This is a genomic window from Amycolatopsis sp. NBC_01307 (assembly GCF_035975215.1).
Lineage (GTDB): Bacteria > Actinomycetota > Actinomycetes > Mycobacteriales > Pseudonocardiaceae > Amycolatopsis.
This window is the reverse complement of record NZ_CP108403.1, coordinates 1,593,502-1,613,241: the sequence shown is the minus strand read 5'-3', so window position 1 is coordinate 1,613,241 and position 19,740 is coordinate 1,593,502. Positions and strand designations below refer to the sequence as shown.

Sequence of the window (19,740 nt, the reverse complement as noted above, 5' to 3'; positions counted from 1 at the left end):
AATCCCGGCGGCCACGGCCACCACACGGAATCTGAATGTCCACAGTGGACATACCGTGATCGCGACAGCTCCCATGAATTCCCCTGGAAAGCCCCATGACCGGCCGGAGGACTCCAACTTCGGCGGGTAGCGGCCGTTCGGCGCAACACCGGTGACGGCCACCACATCCGCGTGCGGTGCAACCGTTCGGCGGGCCGGCGGCATCAGAGAGGTGTCCGACCCCCTACGACGAAACGAGGTGGCGCCTTGCCCGCAGACGCCGGGTTCACCGAGTACGTGACGGCACGGGCCCCCTGGCTGCGCAAAGTCGCCTTCCTGCTCTGCGGGGACTGGCACCGGGCCGACGACCTCGTCCAGAGCGCCGTCACCAAGCTGTACACGCACTGGCCCCGCGCCCTGCGGGCCGACAACCTGGACGGCTACGCGCGCCGGACGCTGGTCAACACCTTCCTGGCCGAGCAGCGGACGTCCTGGTGGCGGCTGGTCGACCTGCGTGCGGCCGACCATGACCCACCGCACGCGGCCGGCTTCGACGTCGAGACGGCGCTCGACCTGCGGGCCGCGATCGACCGGCTGCCGCCGCGGCAACGGGCGACCCTCGTGCTCCGCTACTACTGCGACCTGCCGGTGGGCGACGTCGCGAAGACGCTCGGCTGCTCCCCGGGCACCGTCAAGAGCCAGACCGCCCGGGCCGTGGACGCGCTTCGCGGCCTGCTGCCCGCCGAGTCCCTCACCCTCCCGGAGGCCACCGCATGACCGACCACGAACTGGCCGTGCGCCTGCAGGAACTGACCGACGAGCCCGCCCCGCCGATGGTGCTCGACCTCGACCGGGCCCGCCGCGACGGCGCCCGACGGCGTCGGCGCCGCACGATCGTGGCGGTCGCGGGGTGCGCCGCGGTCGTGCTCGCCGGCGGCCTGACCGCCGTGACGCTCACCCGGTCCGCCACCCCGGACGCACCGGTCGCCGCCCCGGTGGTCTCGGTCGCGCCGGCCCCCACCGACGATCCTCTGGTGGCCAGAGCGAGCTTCGGCTGGCTGCCCGGCGCCTTCACCGGCGTCGAATACGGCGTCGGCGCCCACGGCGACTATTCGCTGGCGATCGGCCGGGGCAGCCTGGCGCCGATGATCTGGCTGGCGGTCTACGACAAGGAACCGCCGCTCGACCGGCTGAACCAGATGGGCGGGCACGCGGTGAGCGTCCCGGCCCGGATCGGCGACCGGACCGGCTACTGGGTGACGACCACCGCCGAGGACCCGCTCAACGGCGGTGACGCCTACCTGCGCTGGCCGACCGGGGACGGCCGCTGGGCCGAGCTGCACGGGTACTACCTCGACTTCCCGGACGTTCGGCAGTCGCTGCTGCGCGTCGCGGACGAAGTCACCTTCGCGAACAAGCCGGTGCCGCTGCCCCTGCGCGTCAGCAGCCTGCCGCCGGGCTTCCACCTCAGCGAAGGCCAGCTGTCGCGGCGGCCCGACCAGGACGGCCGGCCGTGGACGCTGCAGCTGTACTACTCGGTGAACGGCGCCCTCGTCGTGATCGAGGTCGCGCCGCCCGGCGGGACACCGTCGAAGACGAGCGACCCGGTGTGCGTCACGAAGAACGGCCTGAAGGCGTGCGTCAGGGTCGACCGCCCGGCCGCCGCGGGGCTGGACGCGATCGGCGGGCCCCACGGCCTGCTGGACCGCATCACCCTGCTCGGCCCGGACGAGCGGAACTGGACCACGCACGTGATCGGCTGAGGGTCACGGTTCGGGATCGGACCCCCGCAGGGAACCCGGGTGCGCCTTCGCATCCGGGTCCCGGCGGGTCTTGAGCAGGCTGGCCACCGTGACCACGGCGAGGATGCCGAGGATCACGCCGAGGCTGAGCGGGGTGGGGATCTCCGGGAAGCCCTCGTCGATGTCGACGTGCGCCCAGTGCAGGATCAGCTTCACGCCGATGAACGCGAGGATCACCGAGAGCCCGGTCGAGAGGTAGACGAGCCGGTCTAGCAGGCCCTTGACCAGGAAGTACAGCGCGCGCAGGCCCAGCAGCGCGAAGGCGTTCGCGGCGAACACGAGGTACGGCTCGTCGGTGACGCCGAAGACCGCCGGGATCGAGTCCAGGGCGAACAGCAGGTCGACGCCGCCGATCGCGACGAGCACCACCACGAGCGGGGTCACCAGCCGGCGGCCCGCGACCTTGGTCGTCAGCCGGCCGCCGTCGTAGTCGTCCGACAGCGGCAGCACCCGGCGGGCGGTGCGGACCACGACGTTGTTCTCGACGTCGGGATCCTCGTCGCGGTGGCGGAACAGCTGCACGGCGGTGTAGATCAGCAGCAGGCCGAAGAGCAGGAACATGAAGGTGAACAGCGACAGCAGGGCCGCCCCGACGACGATGAAGATCCCGCGCAGCACCAGGGCCAGCACGATGCCGAAGGTGAGCACCTTGTGCTGGTGCTCCTCCGGGACGGCGAACGTGGTCATGATGATGACGAACACGAACAGGTTGTCGACCGACAGGCTCTTCTCGACGATGTAGCCGGCGAAGTACTCGGTGCCGAACTCGCCGCCGTGCGCCAGGGTCACCCACACCCCGAACACGACCGCGACGAGGATGTAGCCGACCGACCACGCGACGGCCTCGCGGAACCCGACCTTGTGGGGCCGGACCGCGGCGAGCACCAGGTCCAGCGCGAGCAGCCCGAGGATCACGGCCAGGGTGACCAGCCAGGTGCCGACCCCGATGTCCATTTCGTCCCCCGCTTCCGTTGTCACCGATAGTAGGGACATTTCCGCGTCCGCGCACGTGGAGTCCACAGTGGACGGACACCGGGGCCGCGCGATTTCCGGGTATCCTTCGCACCGGGGACGAGAGCGAAACGAGGTGCGCGGTGTCCGTGGGCGAGCGGATCCCGGAGGGTGTCGACATCAAGCTGCCCAGCGCGGCCCGGGTCTACGACTGGCTGCTCGGCGGCAGCCACAACTTCGACGCCGACCGCGTCGTCGGCGAACGGGTGATGGCGGTCCTGCCGTCGGGCCGGCAGGTGGCCGCGTCCAACCGGGCCTTCCTGCGCCGCGCCGTGCGGTACATGATCGACCAGGGTGTCACGCAGTTCCTCGACCTGGGGTCCGGCATCCCCACGGTCGGCAACGTGCACGAGGTCGCGCAGGCCCTGGACCCCGCGTGCCGGGTGGTCTACGTCGACTACGACGAGGTCGCCGTCGCCCACAGCCGGCTCATCCTCGAGGGCAACCGCGACGCCGTCGTCGTCGAGGCCGACCTGTGCCGCCCTCAGACCGTGCTGACCGACCCGGACGTGCGGGCCCTGCTGGACTTCGACCGGCCGATCGGGCTGCTCATGGTGGCGGTGTTCCACTTCGTCCCGGACGACCTGCGCCCGGCCGAGATCGTCGCCGACTACCGCGCGGCGCTGCCGCCGGGCAGCTTCGTCGCGCTGTCGCACCTGACGGCCGACCACGCGCCGCGCGAGATGGCGGCGGTCGCGGACGCGATGCGCCACAGCCGGGACCCGATGTACTTCCGCCCCTACAGCGACGTCGCGGCCCTGTTCGACGGGCTGGAGCTGGTCGAGCCGGGCGTGGTGAGCGCCCCGCTCTGGCACCCGGAGCCGGGCATCCGCGACGCCGAACCGGACGACGTCTACGCCGGCGTGGGCCGCAAGCCCTAGCGCGCCCGCTCGGCGTCGGTCACGTCCTCGACCTCGTCGGCGTCCATCGCCTTCGTGTCGCGCGGCGGCAGGAACGGCTCGTCCTCGCTCTCCTGGCCGCCTTCGATGCCGCGGCCGCGGGCGAGCTCGGCGTCCAGCTCGGCGCCGAGCAGCACCGCGAGGTTGGAGATCCACAACCACACCAGGAACACGATGATCCCGGCCAGCGAGCCGTAGGTCTTGTTGTAGGAACCGAAGTTCGCGACGTACAACGCGAACCCGGCCGACGCCGCCACCCACAGCACGACCGCCAGCAGCCCGCCCGGGGTCAGCCACTTGAAGCCCGGCTGCCGCACGTTGGGGCCCGCCCAGTAGAGCAGCGCGAACGTGAGGCTGATCAGGACCGCGATCACCGGCCACTTCGCGATCTCCCACACCTGCACGCCGGTCGGGCCGAGCCCGACGAGGTCGCCGAGCCGCCGCGCGATCGTGCCCGTCGCCACGACGCCCAGCGCGCACGCGGCCAGCAGCGCCACGATGCCGATCGTCAACCCGAGCCGCAGCGGCAGGACCTTCCACAGTGGACGGCCTTCCGGCATGCCGTAGATCGCGTTGCCCGCCCGCATGAACGCGCCGACGTACCCGGACGCCGACCACAGCGCGCCGAGCAGCCCGAGCACCGCCACCGGGCCGGCGAGGCTGCGCGAACCGGACAGCTCCTTGATCGCGCCGACGAGGATTTCCCGCCCCTGACCGGGAACGACCTGGTTGATGTTGTCGATCACGGTCTGCGTCGGGCCGGGGCCGAGCAGGCCCAGCAACGCCGTCAGGACCACCAGGCCGGGGAAGATCGAGAGCACGCCGTAGTAGGTGAGCGCGGCCGCCCAATCGGTGAGGTTGTCCCGGCCGAACTGCCGGAGGGTGCGCTTGAGCACTTCCCACCACGAACGCCGCGACAACTCCGTCGGGCCGTCCGGTTGCTTCTGTCCCTTGCGCACCGGCACCATCTCCTGCCTCGTCGCCGCGGGGCATACCCGATCGAGGCGAGGAGAAACCCGGTCGAGTGACTCAGCCGTCCTTGCGGGCGTCGTAGGCCTCGTTCGCCGCCATCACGTCCGGCATCTGGCCTTCGACGTCGTGGATCAGGTTCACCAGCAGGTCCGCGGTGCGCCGGCCGCGCGGGGTGAGGCTGTACTCGACCTTCGGCGGGATGGTCGGCTGGGCTTCGCGCAGCACGAAGCCGTCACGCTCCAGGGCCTGCAGGGTCTGGGCCAGCATCTTCTCGCTGACGCCGGTGACGCGGCGGCGCAGCGCGTTGAACCGGAAGGTGCCGTCGTAGAGCGCGGCCATCGCGAGGATCCCCCAGCGCCCGGTGATGTGCTCGAGCGTGGACCGGGACGTGCACGCCTGCGCGAACACGTCGAACACCACCTGCCCGTGCTCGTCCACCCACTCCGGCGCTTCCGTCATGCCCCCCACGGTACCGGGCAGACAGCACAATCCCCAGTGACGGTACTCACCATCGGTTTGCACTTCCTGAAAGTTAGTACACTCTCAAGGTAAGCAACCCGACCTGAGGAGTTACGCATGATCGTGGTCACCGGCGCCACCGGACATCTCGGCCGCCTGGTCGTGGACGGCCTGCTCGAGAAGACCTCGCCCGATCAGGTCGCCGCCGCCGTGCGCGACCCGCGGAAGGCCGACGACCTCGCCGCCCGCGGCGTGCAGGTCCGCGAGGCCGACTACGACCGGCCCGAGACCCTCGCGGCGGCCTTCGCGGGCGCGGAGAAGGTCCTGCTGATCTCCAGCAGCACGCCCGGCCAGCGGCTCGCGCAGCACCAGGCCGTCATCGACGCCGCCCGCGAGGCCGGCGTGCGCCACCTCGTCTACACGAGCGTCCTGTACGCCGACACGACGAAGATCTTCGTCGCGCCCGACCACAAGGCGACCGAGCGGCTGATCCAGGAGGCGGGCATCCCGTTCACCGTCCTGCGCAACGGCTGGTACACCGAGAACTACGCGGCGACGGTGCAGCAGGCCCTGTCCACCGGCTCGTTCGCGGGCAGCGCGGGCGACGGCCGTCTCGGCGCCGTCCCCCGGCTCGACTTCGCACAGGCGGCGGTCGCCGTCCTGACCGGAGACGGCCACGCCGGAAAGACGTACGAGCTGGCGGGCGACGACGCGTGGAGCTACGCCGACTTCGCCGCGGCGATCACCGAAGCGTCCGGGACTTCCGTGACGTACCAGGACGTCCCGCCGGCGGAGCACCGGAAGCTCCTCGTCGCGGCGGGCCTGCCCGACCCGGTGGCCGACATGCTGACCGACGCCGACCGCGGCATCCGCGAAGGCGAACTGACCACCACGAGCGGCGACTTGAGCACGCTGATCGGCCGCCCGACGACGCCGTTGGCCGACGCGGTCGCGGCCCTCGTCAAGGGCTGAGCCCCGGGACGGCGGTCCACCGGCAGCCAAAACCCTTTACTGCGAAAGGGAACCAGTACCACAGGGCCGTCGTGACCACGCCGCCCGCCGACGCGATCACAACCCTCGTCAGAAGGTCGGCGAAGCGGCTCGTCAGTCCGTCGAACCGGCGGCGACGAGCCGCCTGGTCGTGAGCCTCCGGTCCACCAGGGCCGCGAGCACGGCCAGGCCGGTGATCGCCGCCGCTCCCAGCAGCAGCGCTCGGCCGCCTAGGCCGCTCGCCGTGCCGGCGAGGGCGGCGCCCACCGCCGCCATCGCGACCTTCAGCCCGGCGCTCGTCACGAACACCTGGGCCTGCGCGCCCTCCGGGGCGTAGGCGCTGCGGGAGGCCAGTGTCGCCGTGAAGGACGTCGCGTTCGCCACGCCCAGCGCGGTGAACCCCGCGACCGCGAGGCCGTAACCCGGCGCCAGCGCGCACACCGCCGTCGCCACGGCCATCGCGGCGAACAGCCGGACCGCCTGCACCTCGGGTTCGCCGCGCAACGGCCACACCGTCACCAGCGCCGAGCCCAAGAGGCTGCCCGCGCCGTAGGCCACGGTCAGCGCGGCGCCCGCGGTCGCCGTGCCGTGCAGGTCCCGGCCGAACGCGACGGCGACCACCGGCAGCGCGCCCAGCTCGACCGCGCCCAGCAGCGTCAGCACCGTGACGCGGCGCAGCGGCGGGCGCGTCACCAGCATCCCGAGCCCGGCGCGCAGGCCCAGGGCTTCGCGGGGCGTCCGCCCGGTGCCGAGCGGCAACGTCAGTGCCAGGCCGGCGGCGACCAGGGCCGCGGTCGCCAGCCCGAGCAGCGCGTCGACCGGGCCGGTCACGCCGGCGAGCCCGGCCGTCGCCGCCGGGCCCAGGGTGCCGCCGATCCCGTAGGACAACGCGTCCCAGCCCTGCCGGCGCCGGTTCGGGCCGAGGTCGTCGAGCACGCTGCTCAGCCCGCCGGTCAGCAGCGGCCCGCAACACCCGGCGACGGCCACCAGCAGCACCGTCACGACCAGCGACGTCCGGCCGAGCGCCAGCGCGCCGGCGGCCAGGGCCAGGCCGTAGACCAGGTAGAACGCCGCCAGCAGCCGCCGGGGTTCGCGGGTCCGGTCCAGCCTGGCCGCCAGCCACGGCCCGAGCAGGTGCGGCGCGTTGAGCGCGGCGACGAGCAAGCCGCCCACCGCCGCCGGCTGGTGCTGGTCGGCGGCGAGCAGGACCAGCCCGACCGTGGCGCCGCTGTCGGCCCCGCGGACCAGCACCGCCGCCGTCAGGTAACGCGCCAAGCCGGACATCACACCCCCGTCACCCCTTTGACTGGTGACGCCACCTTGTCAGAGGGGCGCGTCACCGGTCAATATGGTGACGTGTTCACCTTCCTCAGCGGCCGGCCCAGCCTGGACCTGACGACGACCCTGCAGGTCCGTCACCACGAGCACCCCCGCGAGCTGCTCACGGCCCCCGGGGACGTCACGCGCTGGCTGGCCGAGGCGGGATACTCCCCCGCCGCCGTCGACGACGCCGGGCTGCGCCGGACTGTCGACCTCCGCGAGGTCGTCAACCGCTTGTGCCGCACCGCGAATCACGCCGACCGGGCCCGGCTCAACGACTTCGCGGCCGGGTCACCCCTGGTACCGCAGTGGACCGGCACGGCGGTCGAGTACCGCGGCGACCTGGACCAGGCGTTGTCCACGCTCGCCCGCGACGCCATCGACCTGCTCGCCGGCCCGCACGCGGACCGGGTCCGGGAGTGCGCGCACCCCGACTGCAGCCGGCTGTTCCTCGACGCGTCCCACGCCGGCCGCCGCCGCTGGTGCGGCATGACGACCTGCGGGACCAAGACGAAGTCGGCGAACTACCGGCGTCGCAAGAGCGCGGAAGTCACCTGATGCGCAGCTTCCGCATCAGCTTCAGCCCGGAAAGCATGCTCTCGACGTACTTCTCGTGATCCTGGCCCGGCTTCGGCCCCATGACCTGCTTCTTGAGCACGGCCAGGTTCTGCACGTCGGTGTACTTGAGCAGGCCCTGGTCGCCGTGGCGGGCGCCGACGCCGGAGTTCTTCACCCCGCCGGACGGCGTTCCCTTGGCGGCGAACGCGGTGGCGAGGATGTCGTTGATGTTGACGTTGCCCGATTCCAGGCGCGCGGCGACGGCCCTGGCGGCGTCGAGGTCACCGCCCCAGACCGAGGCGTTGAGGCCGTAGTCGGTGTCGTTGGCCAGCGCCACGGCCTCGTCGACGGTGCCGTACTTGTGCAGTGCCACAACGGGTCCGAAGGTTTCGGTGACGCCGCAGAGCATGTCCTTCGTGACGCCTTCGAGGATCGTCGGCTCGAAGAACGCCGGGCCGAGGTCGGGCCGCGGCTTGCCGCCGCAGAGCACCGTGGCGCCCTTCGCGACGGCGTCGTCGACGTGCTCCTTGACGCGGCGCATGTGGTCGACGGACACCAGCGAGCCCATGTCGGGGCCGAAGTCGTAGGCCGCGCGGACGTCGAGGGCCTGCGTCTTGGCCACGAACGCCTTGGTGAACTCGGCGTAGCGGGACTCCGGCAGGTAGATCCGCTCGATGTGCATGCAGATCTGGCCGGTGTTGCCGAACGCGCCGAAGATCGCGCCCTGCGCGGCTTCCTCGAGGTCGGCGTCGTCGAGCACGATCATCGGGTTCTTGCCGCCGAGCTCGAGGCAGCAGCCGATGAGGTTGCGCCCGGCCCGCTCGCCGATCACCCGGCCGGTGGCCGTCGAGCCGGTGAACATCACGTAGTCGGCGTGGTCGATGAGCGTCGGGCCGACGTCCGGGCCCTCGCCGCACACAACCTGGAACAAGCCCTTCGGCAGGCCGGCTTCCTCCAGCAGCTGGATGCCGTAAAGGGGTGACAGCGCCGTCTTGTTGTCGGGCTTCAGCACGACGGCGTTGCCGGCCATCAGCGCCGGCACGGCGTCGGAAATGCCGGTGGCGAAAGGGAAGTTCCACGGTGCGATGATGCCGACGACACCCTTGGGCTGCCGGATCTCGGTCGACGTCGTCAGCAGCGGCACCGGCCCGCCGCGTTTGGTCGGCGCCAGCAGCTTGGCGGCCCGCCGGAGGTAGTGGCTCATCACCATCGCCGGGTCGCAGGTCTCCTCGATCGCCATCCGGCGGTTCTTGCCGCTCTCGGCCTGGATGAGGTCGGTGACGATCCGCGCCTGGTCGACGAAGAGCGTGTGCGCCCGCTTGAACACCGCGAGCCGCTGCTTGAGCGGGGTGGCCGCCCATTTGCGCTGCGCCTCGCGCGCGACGGCGAACGCCCGCTCGATGTCGGCCGGTGCCGACTGCGGCAGCTCGACGAGCGTGTCGCCGGTGTAGACCTCGGTCAGCTTCCAGGTCGCGCCGGTCGAGCCCGGTACGCGGGCCACGAGCCCCTTCAGGAACGCGTCCGTCGCCGACGCCGGCCGGGTGATCCCGAGCGGGGTGAGGGTCATGGTCGCACTTCCCGTCAGTTGCCGGAGAGGACGAGGTGCGCGCCCATCTCGCCGATCATGATGCTGGGGGCGTTCGTGTTGCCGCCGGTGATCGACGGCATGATCGAGGCGTCGCAGACCCGCAGCGCCTCGACGCCGCGGACCTTGAGGTCGGGGCCGACGACCGCGAGCTCGTCGACGCCCATCCGGCAGGTGCCGACGCCGTGGTAGACCGACGTCGCGCGGTTGAGGATGGCGTCGCGCAGGGCCTGGCCCTTCAGCGCCGGGCCCGGGTGGATCTCTTCCTTGACCGCGCCGTTGAACGCCTTGGACGCGAAGATCTCGCGCGCCAGCTCCGAACCTTCGCCCAGCACCTCGAGGTCGGCCGGGTCGGCGAGGTACTGGGGGTCGATCAGCGGAGCGGCGGTGGGATCCGCCGACGCCAGCCGCAGCGTGCCGCGGCTCTTCGGGTAGATCAGCGTCGTCAGCACGGTGAGCGCGGTGCGCTTGTCGACGTCGTGCCGGATCGGCGCGTCCTGGTTGGGCGAGACGTACGCCCACGGCAGCAGGTGCAGCTGGAGGTCGGGGACGGCGTCGGCCTGGGACGTCTTGAGGAACGCGACCGCCTCGAACACCGAGTTCGCCAGGAAGGTCGTCCCGGGCCGCAGCAGCTCCTTGACCAGGCCGCGCGCGAAGTACGCCGGCGTGCCGGAGTTGCGGCTCGACGTCACGTGGAAGGTCAGCGCGTGGAACATGTGGTCGTGCAGGTTGTCGCCGACCGGAAGGTCCGCGACGACGTCGATGCCGTGCTCCCGGAGGTGCTCGGCGTGGCCGACGCCGGAGAGCATGAGCAGCTGCGCGGACCCGACGAACCCGGCGGAGAGGATGACCTCCTTGCCGGCGCGGATCGTGCGCTGGGTGCCGTCGGCGTCGACGACCTCGACGCCGGCCGCGCGGCCGTTCTCGATGACGACCTTCTTGGCCAGCACCCCGGACTGCAGCTGCAGCGTCGGCGCCGCGAGGTGGTGGAGGTAACCGCGCGAGGCGCTGTAGCGCAGGCCGTCGGCGGCGTTCTGCTGCATCCGGCTGACGCCTTCCTGCGACTCGCCGTTGTAGTCGTCGAGGATCTTGCAGCCGACGGTGTCGGCGGTGGCCTGGATGAACTGCAGGGCGCCCTCTTCGGGGCTCTTGTTGCGGGTGACCCGGATCGGCCCGCCCGCGCCCCGGAACGCGTTCTCGCCGTCCTCGAAATCTTCCATCCGCTTGTACGCGGCGTTGACGCTGTCGGCGTCCCAGCCGGTGTTGCCCTCGGCGGCCCAGGAGTCGAAGTTGGCGCGGTTGCCGCGGACGTAGACCATGCCGTTGATGGAGCTGGAGCCGCCGACGACCTTGCCCCGCGGCACCGGCATCCGGCGGTCGAGGGCGTGCTTCTGCGGCACGGAGTAGTAGCCCCAGTCGAAGGGTTTCTTGAGCTGGGGCACGGCATGCATGGGTCCGACGAGGCCCGGTTTCTTGAGCAGCAGCTTCTCGTCGGTCTTGCCGGCTTCGAGCACGATCACGCTCGCGCCCGACGCCGCCAGCCGCCCCGCGATCGCGGCCCCCGAACTCCCCGACCCGACGACCACGTAGTCGGCTTCGTCGCCGCGCGGCGCCTTGTTCGCCATGTCCGCTCCTCGGTCCGGCCCGCCACCCAGAAACTATAACCTGTTCTAGTTCTGGCGTCACCGTATAGCGTTCGCCCACGACGCGCAATGTCCCGCCGGGAGCCGGCGCGCTAACTTCCCTTCATGGTGCGCTCTCTGCTCTGCCTGGCCCTGCTCGCCGGAGCCACGTCGCTGGCCGGCTGTTCGTCGGGTGACGACCACCAGGTCGCCGTGGACGCCGTCCGCCAGGCCGCTTCCGGCGGCAAGCCCGCGACCTGTCCCGTCGGCTTCGACGTACCCGGCGCCCTGCGGACCGCCGGGGTCGACCGCCCGGTCACGCCGGACGCCGCCGACGTCGAGGTGTCCAGAACCAGCACGCCCGCGGCCGACCCGATCGCCGCGCAGCAGAACGGGATGTCCGCGCTCGACGCGGCCGCCGGCGCGTACCTCGAGTGCGGCTACCAGGTCGGCGGCCAGGCGCTCACGGTCCGGCTGGTCGCCACCCGGGCCAAGGGCGCGATGGCGTTGCTCGCCCCGCAGCTGCAGCGGGACGCGCGCCTGGCGGTCGATGACCTGCGGGCCTTCCTGGACACCAAGCCCGGCCCCGGCGAGGTCAAGGTCGTCGGGGGTTCGGTGGCCGTCGGCGGGCTGGCGGCCACCGGCGGGGACGCGGCCCTGATGGTGTCCTCCGAGGCGCCCGAAGTGCGTGACGACGCCTTGCACACCGCCGCCGGCGCACTCCTCGGCCAGGTCAGGTTCTGACTTCTTCGGCGTGGTCCCGGCTGTCGTAACGCCAGAACGGCCGCACGCACAGCGCCCCGGCGACGACCACGACGACGCAGAGCAGTGCCGCCCCCGACCAGGCGATCGTCAACGTCGTCGCGGCGGCCATCGCGCCCGCCCGGACGTCGCCCAGACGCGGGCCGCCCGAGACCACCACCGTGTAGACGCCCTGGAGCCGGCCGCGCATCCGGTCCGGCACGTAGGTCTGCAGGATCGTCTGCCGGTAGACGACGCTGACCAGGTCGGCCGCCCCGGCGAGGACCAGCAGCGCGACGGCGGCCCAGAGGCTGTGCACGAACCCGGCGGCCGCGACGGCGGCCGCCCAGCAGGCGACGGCGCACGTCAGCGCGACGCCTTGCCGGCGCACCCGGCCGATCCACCCGCTCAGCGAGCCGGCCAGGATCGAGCCGACGGCGATCGCCGAGTACAGCGGGCCCACGCCGCCGTGGAACTGGGTGGCGGCGGCCTGCGGGAACAGCGCCTCCGGCATCGCCAGCGCCATCGCGGCGATGTCGACGGCGAACGACATCAGCAGGACCGGGTTCCCGCCGAGGAACCGCAGGCCTTCGAGCACCGACCGCAGGCCGGGACGCCCGGCCGGGGCCGCCGACGGGAAGGACGGCAACCGGATCGCCGCGTACAGCGCCGCCGCGAACAGCACGGCGTCGGCGCCGTAGGCCCAGCCGAAGCCGCCCGGCAGTCCGATGAGGACACCCGCGACGAGCGGCCCCACCACCTGACCGACGCTGCCGGCCGTGTAGTTCAGGGCGTTGGCCGCGGGGATGTACTCGCCGGGCACCAGCAGCGGCACCATCGCGCTGCGGACGGACGCGGAGACGGCGAACCCGCCCGACTGCACGGCGACCAGCGCGAGGATCAGCGCCGGCGACCGCACCTCCAGGACGCTCTGGGCCAGCAGCGCGAGCGTCACGACCCACGTGACGAGCGACGTCAGCAGGTACAGCTTCCGCCGGTCGACGGCGTCGGCGACCGCGCCGCCGTAGAGGCCGAACACGACGATCGGGACGAAGCCGACCAGGCCGCCGAGCCCGACGACCAACGACGACCGCGTCAGCGCGTAGAGCTGCACCGGGACGGCGACCGCGGTGACGGTCATGCCGATGACGGCGGTGCTCTGCCCGAGGAACGTCCGCCGGAACGCGGGCACGGCCAGCGGCCGGGTGTCCGCGACGACGCGGCGCAGGCGGTCCCGGAACCGGGGCGGCACGACAGGGGTCATCCCTCCACGATGGTCGGCCACGACCCGGCAGACTTCCGATAAACTGCCACCTCGTGTCGCAAACCCGCCATCGGCACCACCCGGGTGAGGTCATCACCCGGCACCGGCACGAGGAGCACCAGCTCATCTACGTGAGCAGCGGGGTCCTCGCCGTCCACACCGACCACGGGACGTGGGCCGCCGGCGCCCACCGCGCCGCCTGGATTCCCGCCCGCACCTGGCACGAGCACCGCGTCCACGGGCACGCCGAGGTCCACACCCTCGCCTTCGCGACGCAGGAAGCGCTCCTGCCCGGCGACTCGCCCACGGTCATCGCCGTTTCCGGGCTGCTGCGCGAACTGCTGATCGCGGCCACCGAGCCCGGCCTGGCGCCGGGCGAGGCCCGCCGGCTGCGGGCCGTGATCCACGACCGCGTCCGCCGCGCCCACGTCGCCCCGCTGACGCTCCCCCGCGCCCGCGACCCCCGGCTGGCCCACGCCTGCCGGCTGGTGACCGACGACCTCGGGAGCCCGCGGACCATCACCTGGCTCGCCCGTCAGGTCGGCGCGAGCGACCGTCACCTCGCGCGGCTCTTCCGCGGCGAGTTCGGCACGACGTACCCCCAGTGGCGCACCACCACCCGGGTCTTCCAGGCGATGCTCGAGCTCACCGCGGGAAGCACCGTCACGGAGACCGCGCACCGCTGCGGCTGGGCCACCACCAGCGCCTTCGTCGACACCTTCACCCGGACCATGGGCCAGACCCCCGGCACCTACCGCGCCGCGGCCGCCGGCGGTTAGCGGCTACTTGGTGCCGTACGCGCCCGCGTCGAGGTCTTCGACGAGGGTCGGCCCGGTGGGCGTCCAGCCGAGCAGCTCACGCGTCTGCGTGCTGGTCGCGGCGAGGTCCATGGCGAAGAACCCGCCGATCCAGCCGTAGTGCTCCTGGACGTCGTCGGCCGCGATGGAGGCGACGGGCAGGTCGTACGCGCGGCCGATGGCCTCCGCGATCTCGCGCGTCGGCACGCCTTCCTCGGCGACGGCGTGCAGGCGGCTGCCCGCGGGCGCCTTCTCCAGGCCGAGGACGGTCATCCGGGCGGCGTCGGTCACGTGCACGGCGGCCCAGCGGTTGGTCCCGTCGCCGGGATAACCGGAAACGCCCTTCTCGCGGGCGATCGCGGTGAGGACCGCGATGAACCCGTGGTCGGCGGTGCCGTGGACGGTCGGCGAGAACCGCAGGCTCACCGGGTGCACGCCGCGGCCGGCGAACTCGAGCGCGAGGTTCTCGCTGCCGCCGCGCGGGCTTTCCAGGCCGTGGAACGGGGACGCGTCGGCCTCGGTGGCGGGCCGGCCCTGGGTGAGCGCGGCGATCCCCGACGCCAGCAGGAACGGGCGGCCGGTGCCGGTGAGCGCGTCGCCGATGGTCTGGACGGCGCCCCGTTCGGCCGCGCTCGACACGGCCGGGTTCGCGAAGTCGTGCTTGTTGGCCAGGTGGATGACGGCTTCGGCCGCCTCGGCGCCGGCCCGGATGCCGTCGAGGTCGTCGAGGTCGCCGCGGCGGACCCGGACGCCCTTGGCTTCGAGGGCCGCGGCGGAGGCGTCGGACCGGGCGAGCCCGGTGACCTCGTGGCCGGTGGCGAGCAGTTCGTCGACGACGGCGGAGCCGATCCAGCCGGAGGCTCCGGTGACGAAAACGCGCATGAGGTGTAACTCCCTCTGTGGTCGAACTCGATGTCAGCGACTGACGTCGGTGACTGACATCAACGTACTCCCGAAGTCAGTCGCTGTCATCACCTAGACTCGACGGCATGGTGCGTTGGGAACCGGGAACCCCGGAGCGGCTGCAGCGAGCCGCGCTCGAGCTGTTCGCCACCCGCGGGTTCGAAGAGACGACGGCGGCGGAGATCGCCCAGTCCGTCGGCCTGACCGAGCGCACGTTCTTCCGCCACTTCGCCGACAAGCGCGAGGCCCTCTTCCACGGGCAGGAGCTGTTCGCGCAGGCGTTCCTCAGCGGCATGGACGCCGCGCCGCCGGAGGCGTCGCCGATCGAGGTCGTCGCCGGCGCGCTGCGGTCCGCGTCCACCTTCTTCCCGGACGAGCGCCGCCCGCACTCCCGCACCCGCCAGTCCGTCATCGACCGGAATCCCGCGCTGCAGGAACGGGAACTGCACAAGATGGCCGTCCTCGCCACCACGCTCGCCGACGCCTTCCGCGCGCGGGGCGTCGCCGATCCGGCGGCCTCACTGGCCGGGCAGTCGGTCACCGCGGTGTTCGGGATCGCGTTCACGCAGTGGATCCGCGACGGCGAGGAGCGGTCGCTGGCCGACATCGCCGACGACGTCCTGGCCGAACTGCGCGCCCTGACCAGCGCGAGCCCGACGCCGGCGGGCTAACCCCGCGCCACGGCCCCCGAGATCAGCAGGGCGAGGCCGTGTTCCAGCGAGGCGGCCAGGTCGATCCGCAGCTCGGCGAGCGCGGGATCCGTCGCGTACGCGGCGAGCGTGCTGGCCGAGGGCCGGCAGTGCGTCGAGAGGCCACCGGCCAGGATCATGGCCAGCAGGCACACCTGCTTCGCCGCGGCCCCGACCTCCGGCACGTGCCGGGCGAAGAGCTCGACCATGGCGTCGAGGCTCGCGAGCGCGGATCGCTTGTAGCGCACGACGACGTCGACGGAGACGTTGTGCTCCAGGACACCGGCCTGCGCGCTGATGAGGTCGCACAGCACGGTGCGCCCGGCCAGCGAATTCGCCACGATCGCCGCCAGCCGGTCACCGCGCTCCCGCACGGACCGGCCGGGATCGACGCCGGCGGCCAGCTCGGCCGCCACGTCGGGCAGCCAGCCCCCCAGCGCCTGGTCCAGCAGCTCGAACAGCACGGCCTCGCGGGATTCGAAGTACCGCAGCACATTCGACTTGGCCAGCCCGACCCGGCGGCTGAGCTCGTTGAGGCTCACCTCGGCCACCGGCATCTCGTCGAGCATCACCAGCGCCGTGTCGAGGATCTTGCGGCGCCGCTCCTCCCGCTGCTCCGCGCTGCGCGCCCGCTGGAACGTCATGCGACACAGGGTAACCGTCTTGCACCCGGAGTTAAAGACCGGCAGTCTCTTGACAATAGACCGACGGTTCTTTAACGTCGATGACATAACAGACCGCCGGTCCGCAAGGGCCGATCCCCGAAGGAGCGACCGACATGGCCGAACACTGGACCGCCCGCGACGTCCCGGACCAGACGGGCCGCGTGGCCGTCGTGACCGGCGCCAACACCGGCCTCGGCTTCGAGACCGCCCAGGTGCTCGCCGAGCGCGGCGCGTCGGTGGTGCTGGCCGTCCGCGACGTCGAAAAGGGCAAGCAGGCGGCGGCCGGCTTCGGTGCCGGCGCCGACGTCACCGTGCAGGAGCTGGACCTGGCGTCACTGGAGTCGGTCCGCACCGCCGCGGCCGAGCTGCACACGGCGTTGCCGAAGATCGACCTGCTGATCAACAACGCCGGCGTCATGTACCCGCCGCGGCAGACCACCCGCGAAGGCTTCGAGCTGCAGTTCGGCACCAACCACCTCGGGCACTTCGCGCTCACCGGCCTGCTGCTGGACCTCCTGCTGCCGGTGCCCGGTTCGCGGGTCGTGGCGGTCGCCAGCATCGCCCACCGCCTCCGCGCCGCGATCCACTTCGACGACCTGCAGTGGGAGAACTCCTACGACCGCGTCGCGGCCTACGGCCAGTCCAAGCTCGCCAACCTGCTGTTCGGGTACGAGCTGCAGCGCCGGCTCGCGCCGCACGGCACCACGGCCGCCCTCGCCGCCCACCCCGGCGTGGCCCGCACCGAGCTGATGCGCAACTCCCCCGCCGCCCTCCGCGGGGTCTTCGCCGCGGTCGCACCCCTGTTCACCCAGGACTCGGCGCGGGGCTCGCTGCCGATCCTGCGCGCCGCCACCGACCCCGGCGCCCTCGGCGGCCAGTACTACGGCCCCGACGGACTGGGCGGCTACCGGGGCAACCCGGAGGTCGTCACCTCCAGCCCGCAGTCCCACGACCTGGCGCTTCAGCGGCGTCTGTGGCAGGTTTCGGAGGAGCTCACGGCCGTCGAGTACCCCGTCGGGTGACCCCTACCCGGTGAATTCATCTCGCACGAGGGTATTTCTACCCTCACGGCTGTAACGAGTCCCGCCGCCGCAGCGACTGTCCAGTATCGCGCGGGAAGGCTGGGGTGCCGATGTCCGAAAGTCGAGCTCGGCGGGTCGATGTGGCCGCTCAGCCACGTCATGTCAGTGTCGACCCGGACCCGGACGCGGAGTTCGAGTACTCCGGGATCGTGCTCCGGCGCGAGCTGGACGGCGCACCGGCCGAGGAGACCTGGCTGCCGGTCGGCGACGAGCCCAGCGAAGAGGACGACGAGCGGCTCATCGCCGCGCTGCACGACGCCTGGCTGTGGACGACCGAGTCCGAACGCGATCCGGTGACCATGCCGGAGTAGCACCCTCTAAGCTGGTCGGGTACTCAACTTTTTGACTACCCGAGGTGCGATGTGAGCAGCAGCTTCCGGCAGGCCGTCGAGGCACGTGATCCCGAGGGCATGGCGGCCGCGCTGGCGCCGGAGGTGGTGTTCCGGAGCCCGGTGGCGTTCCGGCCGTACCCGGGCAAGGCGATCACCGCCGCGATCCTGCGCGGCGTGCTCCGGGTGTTCGAGGACTTCCGGTACGTCCGGGAGCTCGACGGTGGTGACGGCCGGGACCACGCCCTCGTCTTCGAAGCCCGGATCGGGGACACCGCGGTCGAGGGCTGCGACTTCCTGCACCTGGACGAGAACGGCCTGATCGACGAGTTCACGGTGATGGTGCGCCCGCTGTCGGCCGCCCAGGCGCTCTCGGCCGCGATGGCCGCGCAGTTCGAGCAGATCCAGCGCGAGGCCGTCGGCGCCTAGTCAATTCGTTGACTAGGTCACGGAAGGGAACCGGGTGGCACTGCGGAACGCGCTGATGGCCGCGCTGCTCGAAGGCGAGGCGTCGGGCTACGACCTCGCGAAGGTGTTCGACGCGTCCGTGGTGAACTTCTGGATGGCCACCCCGCAGCAGCTCTACCGCGAACTGGACCGGATGGCGGCCGCAGGCCTGGTGCGCGCCAGGGTCGTCCACCAGGAACGACGGCCCGACAAGCGCCTGTTCTCGCTGACCGAAGCCGGCCGGGAGGCATTGCACGAGTTCACGGCCGGCCCACCCCGCCCCGGCACGATCCGCGACGAGCTGATGGTGCAGGTCCAGGCGGTGGACGCGGGCGACGAGCCGGCCGTCCGGACCGCACTCGAGGAGCGGGCGACGGCGGCGGAGGCGAAGATCGCCCGCTACGAGAAGCTCCGCGCACGCCTGCTGGACGGCCGCTTCGAGGACGACTACCTGGTGGAGGCGGAGCGGATCGGGCCGTACCTCACGCTGATGCGCGGGCTGTCGTTCGAACACGAGAACCTCCGCTGGTGCCGGCAGGCCCTCCGGACCCTCGACCTCCGCGCGCGGGTGAGGCAACCGACAAAACCCTGACCACAGGGCGGTTTCGCTCCACCCGTTCCCGCCCGCCGCTTCGGCTGCCGCCAAGTCGGCCACTCCGGTTGCCGTGTCGGCCGCCTTGGTCGCCAAGTTGGTCACTCCGTTTGTCGTGGCGGCCGCTCCGGCCACCGTGTTAACCACTCCAGTCGCTGCGTCGGCCGTTCCGGCCACCGAGTTGGTCGCTCCGGTGCCGACCTGGCCGCTCCAGTCGCCGCGTTAGCCGCTCCGGCCAACGTGTTGGGCCTTCCGCCGCCGAGTTGACCCTTCCGGACGCCGCGCTGACCACCCCCAGCAACTGAGTTGCCACCCGCGACCGTCGAGGTGGCTGTTCACAGCCGACGGTCCCGCTGCCGGCAGCCAGCACGCTGACCGGAGCGGCCGACACGACAACGGGCGGATCCCTCGCGGGCCCACTCTCTGTTGATTCTGTACCTACTAGTATGTACAGTCCGACCCATGGGGACGAGAGACCAGCTGATCGACAGCACCCGGGAACTGTTGTGGGAACGCGGTTACGTGGGCACGAGCCCCAAGGCCATCCAGCAGCGCGCGGGTGCCGGGCAGGGCAGCATGTACCACCACTTCGCCGGCAAGCGGGAGCTGGCGCTGGCCGCCGTGCGGCGTAGTGCCGATGAGCTGCTCGCCGCGGCCGATGCGCAGCTGCGTGGGCCTGGGACCGCCGTCGAACGGGTCACCGCGTACCTGCGTCGTGAGCGCGAAGTGCTGCGGGGCTGTCCCATCGGCCGGCTCACGCAGGATCCCGACATCGTGGCCGACCCGCAGCTGCGGGCTCCGGTCGACGAGACCCTGACCCTCCTGCAAGCCAAACTCACCGCGGTCCTCGACGAAGGCCGGGCCGCGCAAGAACTGCCTGCCGAGCTGGACACCGCCGCGCTCGCCGCCACCATCGTTGCCGTGCTGCAGGGCGGGTACGTGCTGGCTCGCGCCGCCGCCGCGCCCGGACCGTTCGACCAAGCCGTTTCCGGCGTGCTTTCGCTGCTCGCCGCCTACACCCGCTGAACCTGGGG

Annotated in this window: 22 protein-coding genes; 13 read left to right on the top strand and 9 right to left on the bottom strand. The window is 72.0% G+C overall.

What is annotated here, in order from left to right; translation table 11 throughout:
* Nucleotides 1-246 precede the first annotated feature (246 nt).
* Together OG439_RS06900 and OG439_RS06895 are read left to right on the top strand one after the other, a co-directional pair.
* A complete protein-coding gene (locus tag OG439_RS06900; RefSeq protein WP_326948522.1) occupies nt 247-756 on the top strand; it encodes a SigE family RNA polymerase sigma factor in 510 nt (169 codons plus the stop codon).
* Nucleotides 753-1,742 carry a hypothetical protein gene (locus OG439_RS06895; RefSeq protein WP_326948521.1) on the top strand — a complete coding sequence of 330 codons (990 nt, stop codon included), beginning with the start codon at nt 753-755 and terminating at the stop codon, nt 1,740-1,742. Before OG439_RS06900 ends, OG439_RS06895 begins: the two co-directional genes overlap by 4 nt.
* Before the next feature lie 3 nt (nt 1,743-1,745).
* On the opposite strand, the gene OG439_RS06890 is transcribed toward OG439_RS06895, so the two are convergent.
* The gene (locus tag OG439_RS06890) at nt 1,746-2,735 is read right to left on the bottom strand and encodes a TerC/Alx family metal homeostasis membrane protein (RefSeq protein WP_326948520.1); all 990 of its coding nucleotides are present in this window, start codon (nt 2,733-2,735) and stop codon (nt 1,746-1,748) included.
* A gap of 146 nt (nt 2,736-2,881) precedes the next feature.
* Between OG439_RS06890 and OG439_RS06885 the strand changes: the two genes are divergently transcribed.
* The gene (locus OG439_RS06885; protein ID WP_326948519.1) at nt 2,882-3,673 is read left to right on the top strand and encodes an SAM-dependent methyltransferase; all 792 of its coding nucleotides are present in this window, start codon (nt 2,882-2,884) and stop codon (nt 3,671-3,673) included.
* Here OG439_RS06885 and OG439_RS06880 read toward each other — a convergent pair.
* Nucleotides 3,670-4,659, bottom strand: coding sequence for a YihY/virulence factor BrkB family protein (locus tag OG439_RS06880; protein WP_326948518.1), 990 nt, complete (start codon nt 4,657-4,659; stop codon nt 3,670-3,672). The genes OG439_RS06885 and OG439_RS06880 overlap by 4 nt on opposite strands.
* Before the next feature lie 61 nt (nt 4,660-4,720).
* Nucleotides 4,721-5,122, bottom strand: a complete 402-nt coding sequence (locus tag OG439_RS06875) for a winged helix-turn-helix transcriptional regulator (RefSeq protein WP_326948517.1) — start codon at nt 5,120-5,122, stop codon at nt 4,721-4,723.
* A 117-nt stretch (nt 5,123-5,239) separates the two neighbouring features.
* On the opposite strand from OG439_RS06875, the gene OG439_RS06870 reads away from it, so the two are divergent.
* Complete coding sequence (locus tag OG439_RS06870; protein ID WP_326948516.1) at nt 5,240-6,094, top strand: SDR family oxidoreductase; 855 nt, start codon at nt 5,240-5,242, stop codon at nt 6,092-6,094.
* 132 nt (nt 6,095-6,226) lie between these two features.
* Here OG439_RS06870 and OG439_RS06865 read toward each other — a convergent pair whose 3' ends face one another.
* Complete coding sequence (locus OG439_RS06865) at nt 6,227-7,396, bottom strand: MFS transporter (protein WP_326948515.1); 1,170 nt, start codon at nt 7,394-7,396, stop codon at nt 6,227-6,229.
* Nucleotides 7,397-7,468: 72 nt separating this feature from the next.
* Between OG439_RS06865 and OG439_RS06860 the strand changes: the two genes are divergently transcribed.
* A complete protein-coding gene (locus OG439_RS06860; protein ID WP_326948514.1) occupies nt 7,469-7,990 on the top strand; it encodes a CGNR zinc finger domain-containing protein in 522 nt (173 codons plus the stop codon).
* On the opposite strand, the gene OG439_RS06855 is transcribed toward OG439_RS06860, so the two are convergent.
* Together OG439_RS06855 and OG439_RS06850 are read right to left on the bottom strand one after the other, a co-directional pair.
* Nucleotides 7,983-9,557 carry a succinic semialdehyde dehydrogenase gene (locus tag OG439_RS06855; RefSeq protein WP_326948513.1) on the bottom strand — a complete coding sequence of 525 codons (1,575 nt, stop codon included), beginning with the start codon at nt 9,555-9,557 and terminating at the stop codon, nt 7,983-7,985. The genes OG439_RS06860 and OG439_RS06855 overlap by 8 nt on opposite strands.
* Nucleotides 9,558-9,571: 14 nt before the next feature.
* Nucleotides 9,572-11,200 (bottom strand): GMC family oxidoreductase, encoded by a 1,629-nt coding sequence (locus tag OG439_RS06850; RefSeq protein WP_326948512.1) that lies wholly within the window; start codon nt 11,198-11,200, stop codon nt 9,572-9,574.
* Between the two features lie 123 nt (nt 11,201-11,323).
* Here OG439_RS06850 and OG439_RS06845 point away from each other — a divergent pair, with 123 nt between their 5' ends.
* Nucleotides 11,324-11,941: a hypothetical protein gene (locus OG439_RS06845; protein WP_326948511.1), complete on the top strand. Its 618-nt coding sequence runs from the start codon at nt 11,324-11,326 to the stop codon at nt 11,939-11,941.
* Here the strand turns inward: OG439_RS06845 and OG439_RS06840 are convergent.
* Nucleotides 11,931-13,202, bottom strand: coding sequence for an MFS transporter (locus tag OG439_RS06840; protein WP_326948510.1), 1,272 nt, complete (start codon nt 13,200-13,202; stop codon nt 11,931-11,933). The genes OG439_RS06845 and OG439_RS06840 overlap by 11 nt on opposite strands.
* A gap of 53 nt (nt 13,203-13,255) precedes the next feature.
* On the opposite strand from OG439_RS06840, the gene OG439_RS06835 reads away from it, so the two are divergent.
* Complete coding sequence (locus OG439_RS06835; RefSeq protein WP_326948509.1) at nt 13,256-13,981, top strand: AraC family transcriptional regulator; 726 nt, start codon at nt 13,256-13,258, stop codon at nt 13,979-13,981.
* A gap of 3 nt (nt 13,982-13,984) precedes the next feature.
* Here the strand turns inward: OG439_RS06835 and OG439_RS06830 are convergent, their stop codons facing one another.
* Nucleotides 13,985-14,881, bottom strand: a complete 897-nt coding sequence (locus OG439_RS06830; protein ID WP_326948508.1) for an SDR family oxidoreductase — start codon at nt 14,879-14,881, stop codon at nt 13,985-13,987.
* 107 nt (nt 14,882-14,988) lie between these two features.
* Here OG439_RS06830 and OG439_RS06825 point away from each other — a divergent pair, with 107 nt between their 5' ends.
* The gene (locus OG439_RS06825) at nt 14,989-15,573 is read left to right on the top strand and encodes a TetR family transcriptional regulator (protein ID WP_326948507.1); all 585 of its coding nucleotides are present in this window, start codon (nt 14,989-14,991) and stop codon (nt 15,571-15,573) included.
* Here OG439_RS06825 and OG439_RS06820 read toward each other — a convergent pair.
* Nucleotides 15,570-16,235 carry a TetR/AcrR family transcriptional regulator gene (locus OG439_RS06820; RefSeq protein ID WP_326948506.1) on the bottom strand — a complete coding sequence of 222 codons (666 nt, stop codon included), beginning with the start codon at nt 16,233-16,235 and terminating at the stop codon, nt 15,570-15,572. The genes OG439_RS06825 and OG439_RS06820 overlap by 4 nt on opposite strands.
* 134 nt (nt 16,236-16,369) lie before the next feature.
* Between OG439_RS06820 and OG439_RS06815 the strand changes: the two genes are divergently transcribed.
* The 5 genes from OG439_RS06815 (at nt 16,370) to OG439_RS06795 (ending at nt 19,732) form a co-directional block, all read left to right on the top strand.
* The gene (locus OG439_RS06815; RefSeq protein ID WP_326948505.1) at nt 16,370-17,278 is read left to right on the top strand and encodes an SDR family NAD(P)-dependent oxidoreductase; all 909 of its coding nucleotides are present in this window, start codon (nt 16,370-16,372) and stop codon (nt 17,276-17,278) included.
* Between the two features lie 110 nt (nt 17,279-17,388).
* Nucleotides 17,389-17,649 (top strand): hypothetical protein, encoded by a 261-nt coding sequence (locus OG439_RS06810; RefSeq protein WP_326948504.1) that lies wholly within the window; start codon nt 17,389-17,391, stop codon nt 17,647-17,649.
* A gap of 51 nt (nt 17,650-17,700) precedes the next feature.
* Nucleotides 17,701-18,096: a nuclear transport factor 2 family protein gene (locus tag OG439_RS06805; protein ID WP_326948503.1), complete on the top strand. Its 396-nt coding sequence runs from the start codon at nt 17,701-17,703 to the stop codon at nt 18,094-18,096.
* A gap of 34 nt (nt 18,097-18,130) precedes the next feature.
* Nucleotides 18,131-18,706, top strand: coding sequence for a PadR family transcriptional regulator (locus tag OG439_RS06800; protein WP_326948502.1), 576 nt, complete (start codon nt 18,131-18,133; stop codon nt 18,704-18,706).
* A 462-nt stretch (nt 18,707-19,168) separates the two neighbouring features.
* Nucleotides 19,169-19,732 carry a TetR/AcrR family transcriptional regulator gene (locus OG439_RS06795; RefSeq protein ID WP_326948501.1) on the top strand — a complete coding sequence of 188 codons (564 nt, stop codon included), beginning with the start codon at nt 19,169-19,171 and terminating at the stop codon, nt 19,730-19,732.
* Nucleotides 19,733-19,740 lie beyond the last annotated feature (8 nt).

Coding starts and splice junctions, on each gene's coding strand:
- OG439_RS06895 (WP_326948521.1), top strand. CDS start 753: ATGACCGACCACGAACTGGCCGTGCGCCTGCAGGAACTGACCGACGAG.
- OG439_RS06890 (WP_326948520.1), bottom strand. CDS start 2,735: ATGGACATCGGGGTCGGCACCTGGCTGGTCACCCTGGCCGTGATCCTC.
- OG439_RS06880 (WP_326948518.1), bottom strand. CDS start 4,659: ATGGTGCCGGTGCGCAAGGGACAGAAGCAACCGGACGGCCCGACGGAG.
- OG439_RS06875 (WP_326948517.1), bottom strand. CDS start 5,122: ATGACGGAAGCGCCGGAGTGGGTGGACGAGCACGGGCAGGTGGTGTTC.
- OG439_RS06870 (WP_326948516.1), top strand. CDS start 5,240: ATGATCGTGGTCACCGGCGCCACCGGACATCTCGGCCGCCTGGTCGTG.
- OG439_RS06865 (WP_326948515.1), bottom strand. CDS start 7,396: ATGTCCGGCTTGGCGCGTTACCTGACGGCGGCGGTGCTGGTCCGCGGG.
- OG439_RS06855 (WP_326948513.1), bottom strand. CDS start 9,557: ATGACCCTCACCCCGCTCGGGATCACCCGGCCGGCGTCGGCGACGGAC.
- OG439_RS06850 (WP_326948512.1), bottom strand. CDS start 11,200: ATGGCGAACAAGGCGCCGCGCGGCGACGAAGCCGACTACGTGGTCGTC.
- OG439_RS06845 (WP_326948511.1), top strand. CDS start 11,324: ATGGTGCGCTCTCTGCTCTGCCTGGCCCTGCTCGCCGGAGCCACGTCG.
- OG439_RS06840 (WP_326948510.1), bottom strand. CDS start 13,202: ATGACCCCTGTCGTGCCGCCCCGGTTCCGGGACCGCCTGCGCCGCGTC.
- OG439_RS06830 (WP_326948508.1), bottom strand. CDS start 14,881: ATGCGCGTTTTCGTCACCGGAGCCTCCGGCTGGATCGGCTCCGCCGTC.
- OG439_RS06825 (WP_326948507.1), top strand. CDS start 14,989: ATGGTGCGTTGGGAACCGGGAACCCCGGAGCGGCTGCAGCGAGCCGCG.
- OG439_RS06820 (WP_326948506.1), bottom strand. CDS start 16,235: ATGACGTTCCAGCGGGCGCGCAGCGCGGAGCAGCGGGAGGAGCGGCGC.
- OG439_RS06815 (WP_326948505.1), top strand. CDS start 16,370: ATGGCCGAACACTGGACCGCCCGCGACGTCCCGGACCAGACGGGCCGC.
- OG439_RS06810 (WP_326948504.1), top strand. CDS start 17,389: ATGTCCGAAAGTCGAGCTCGGCGGGTCGATGTGGCCGCTCAGCCACGT.
- OG439_RS06795 (WP_326948501.1), top strand. CDS start 19,169: ATGGGGACGAGAGACCAGCTGATCGACAGCACCCGGGAACTGTTGTGG.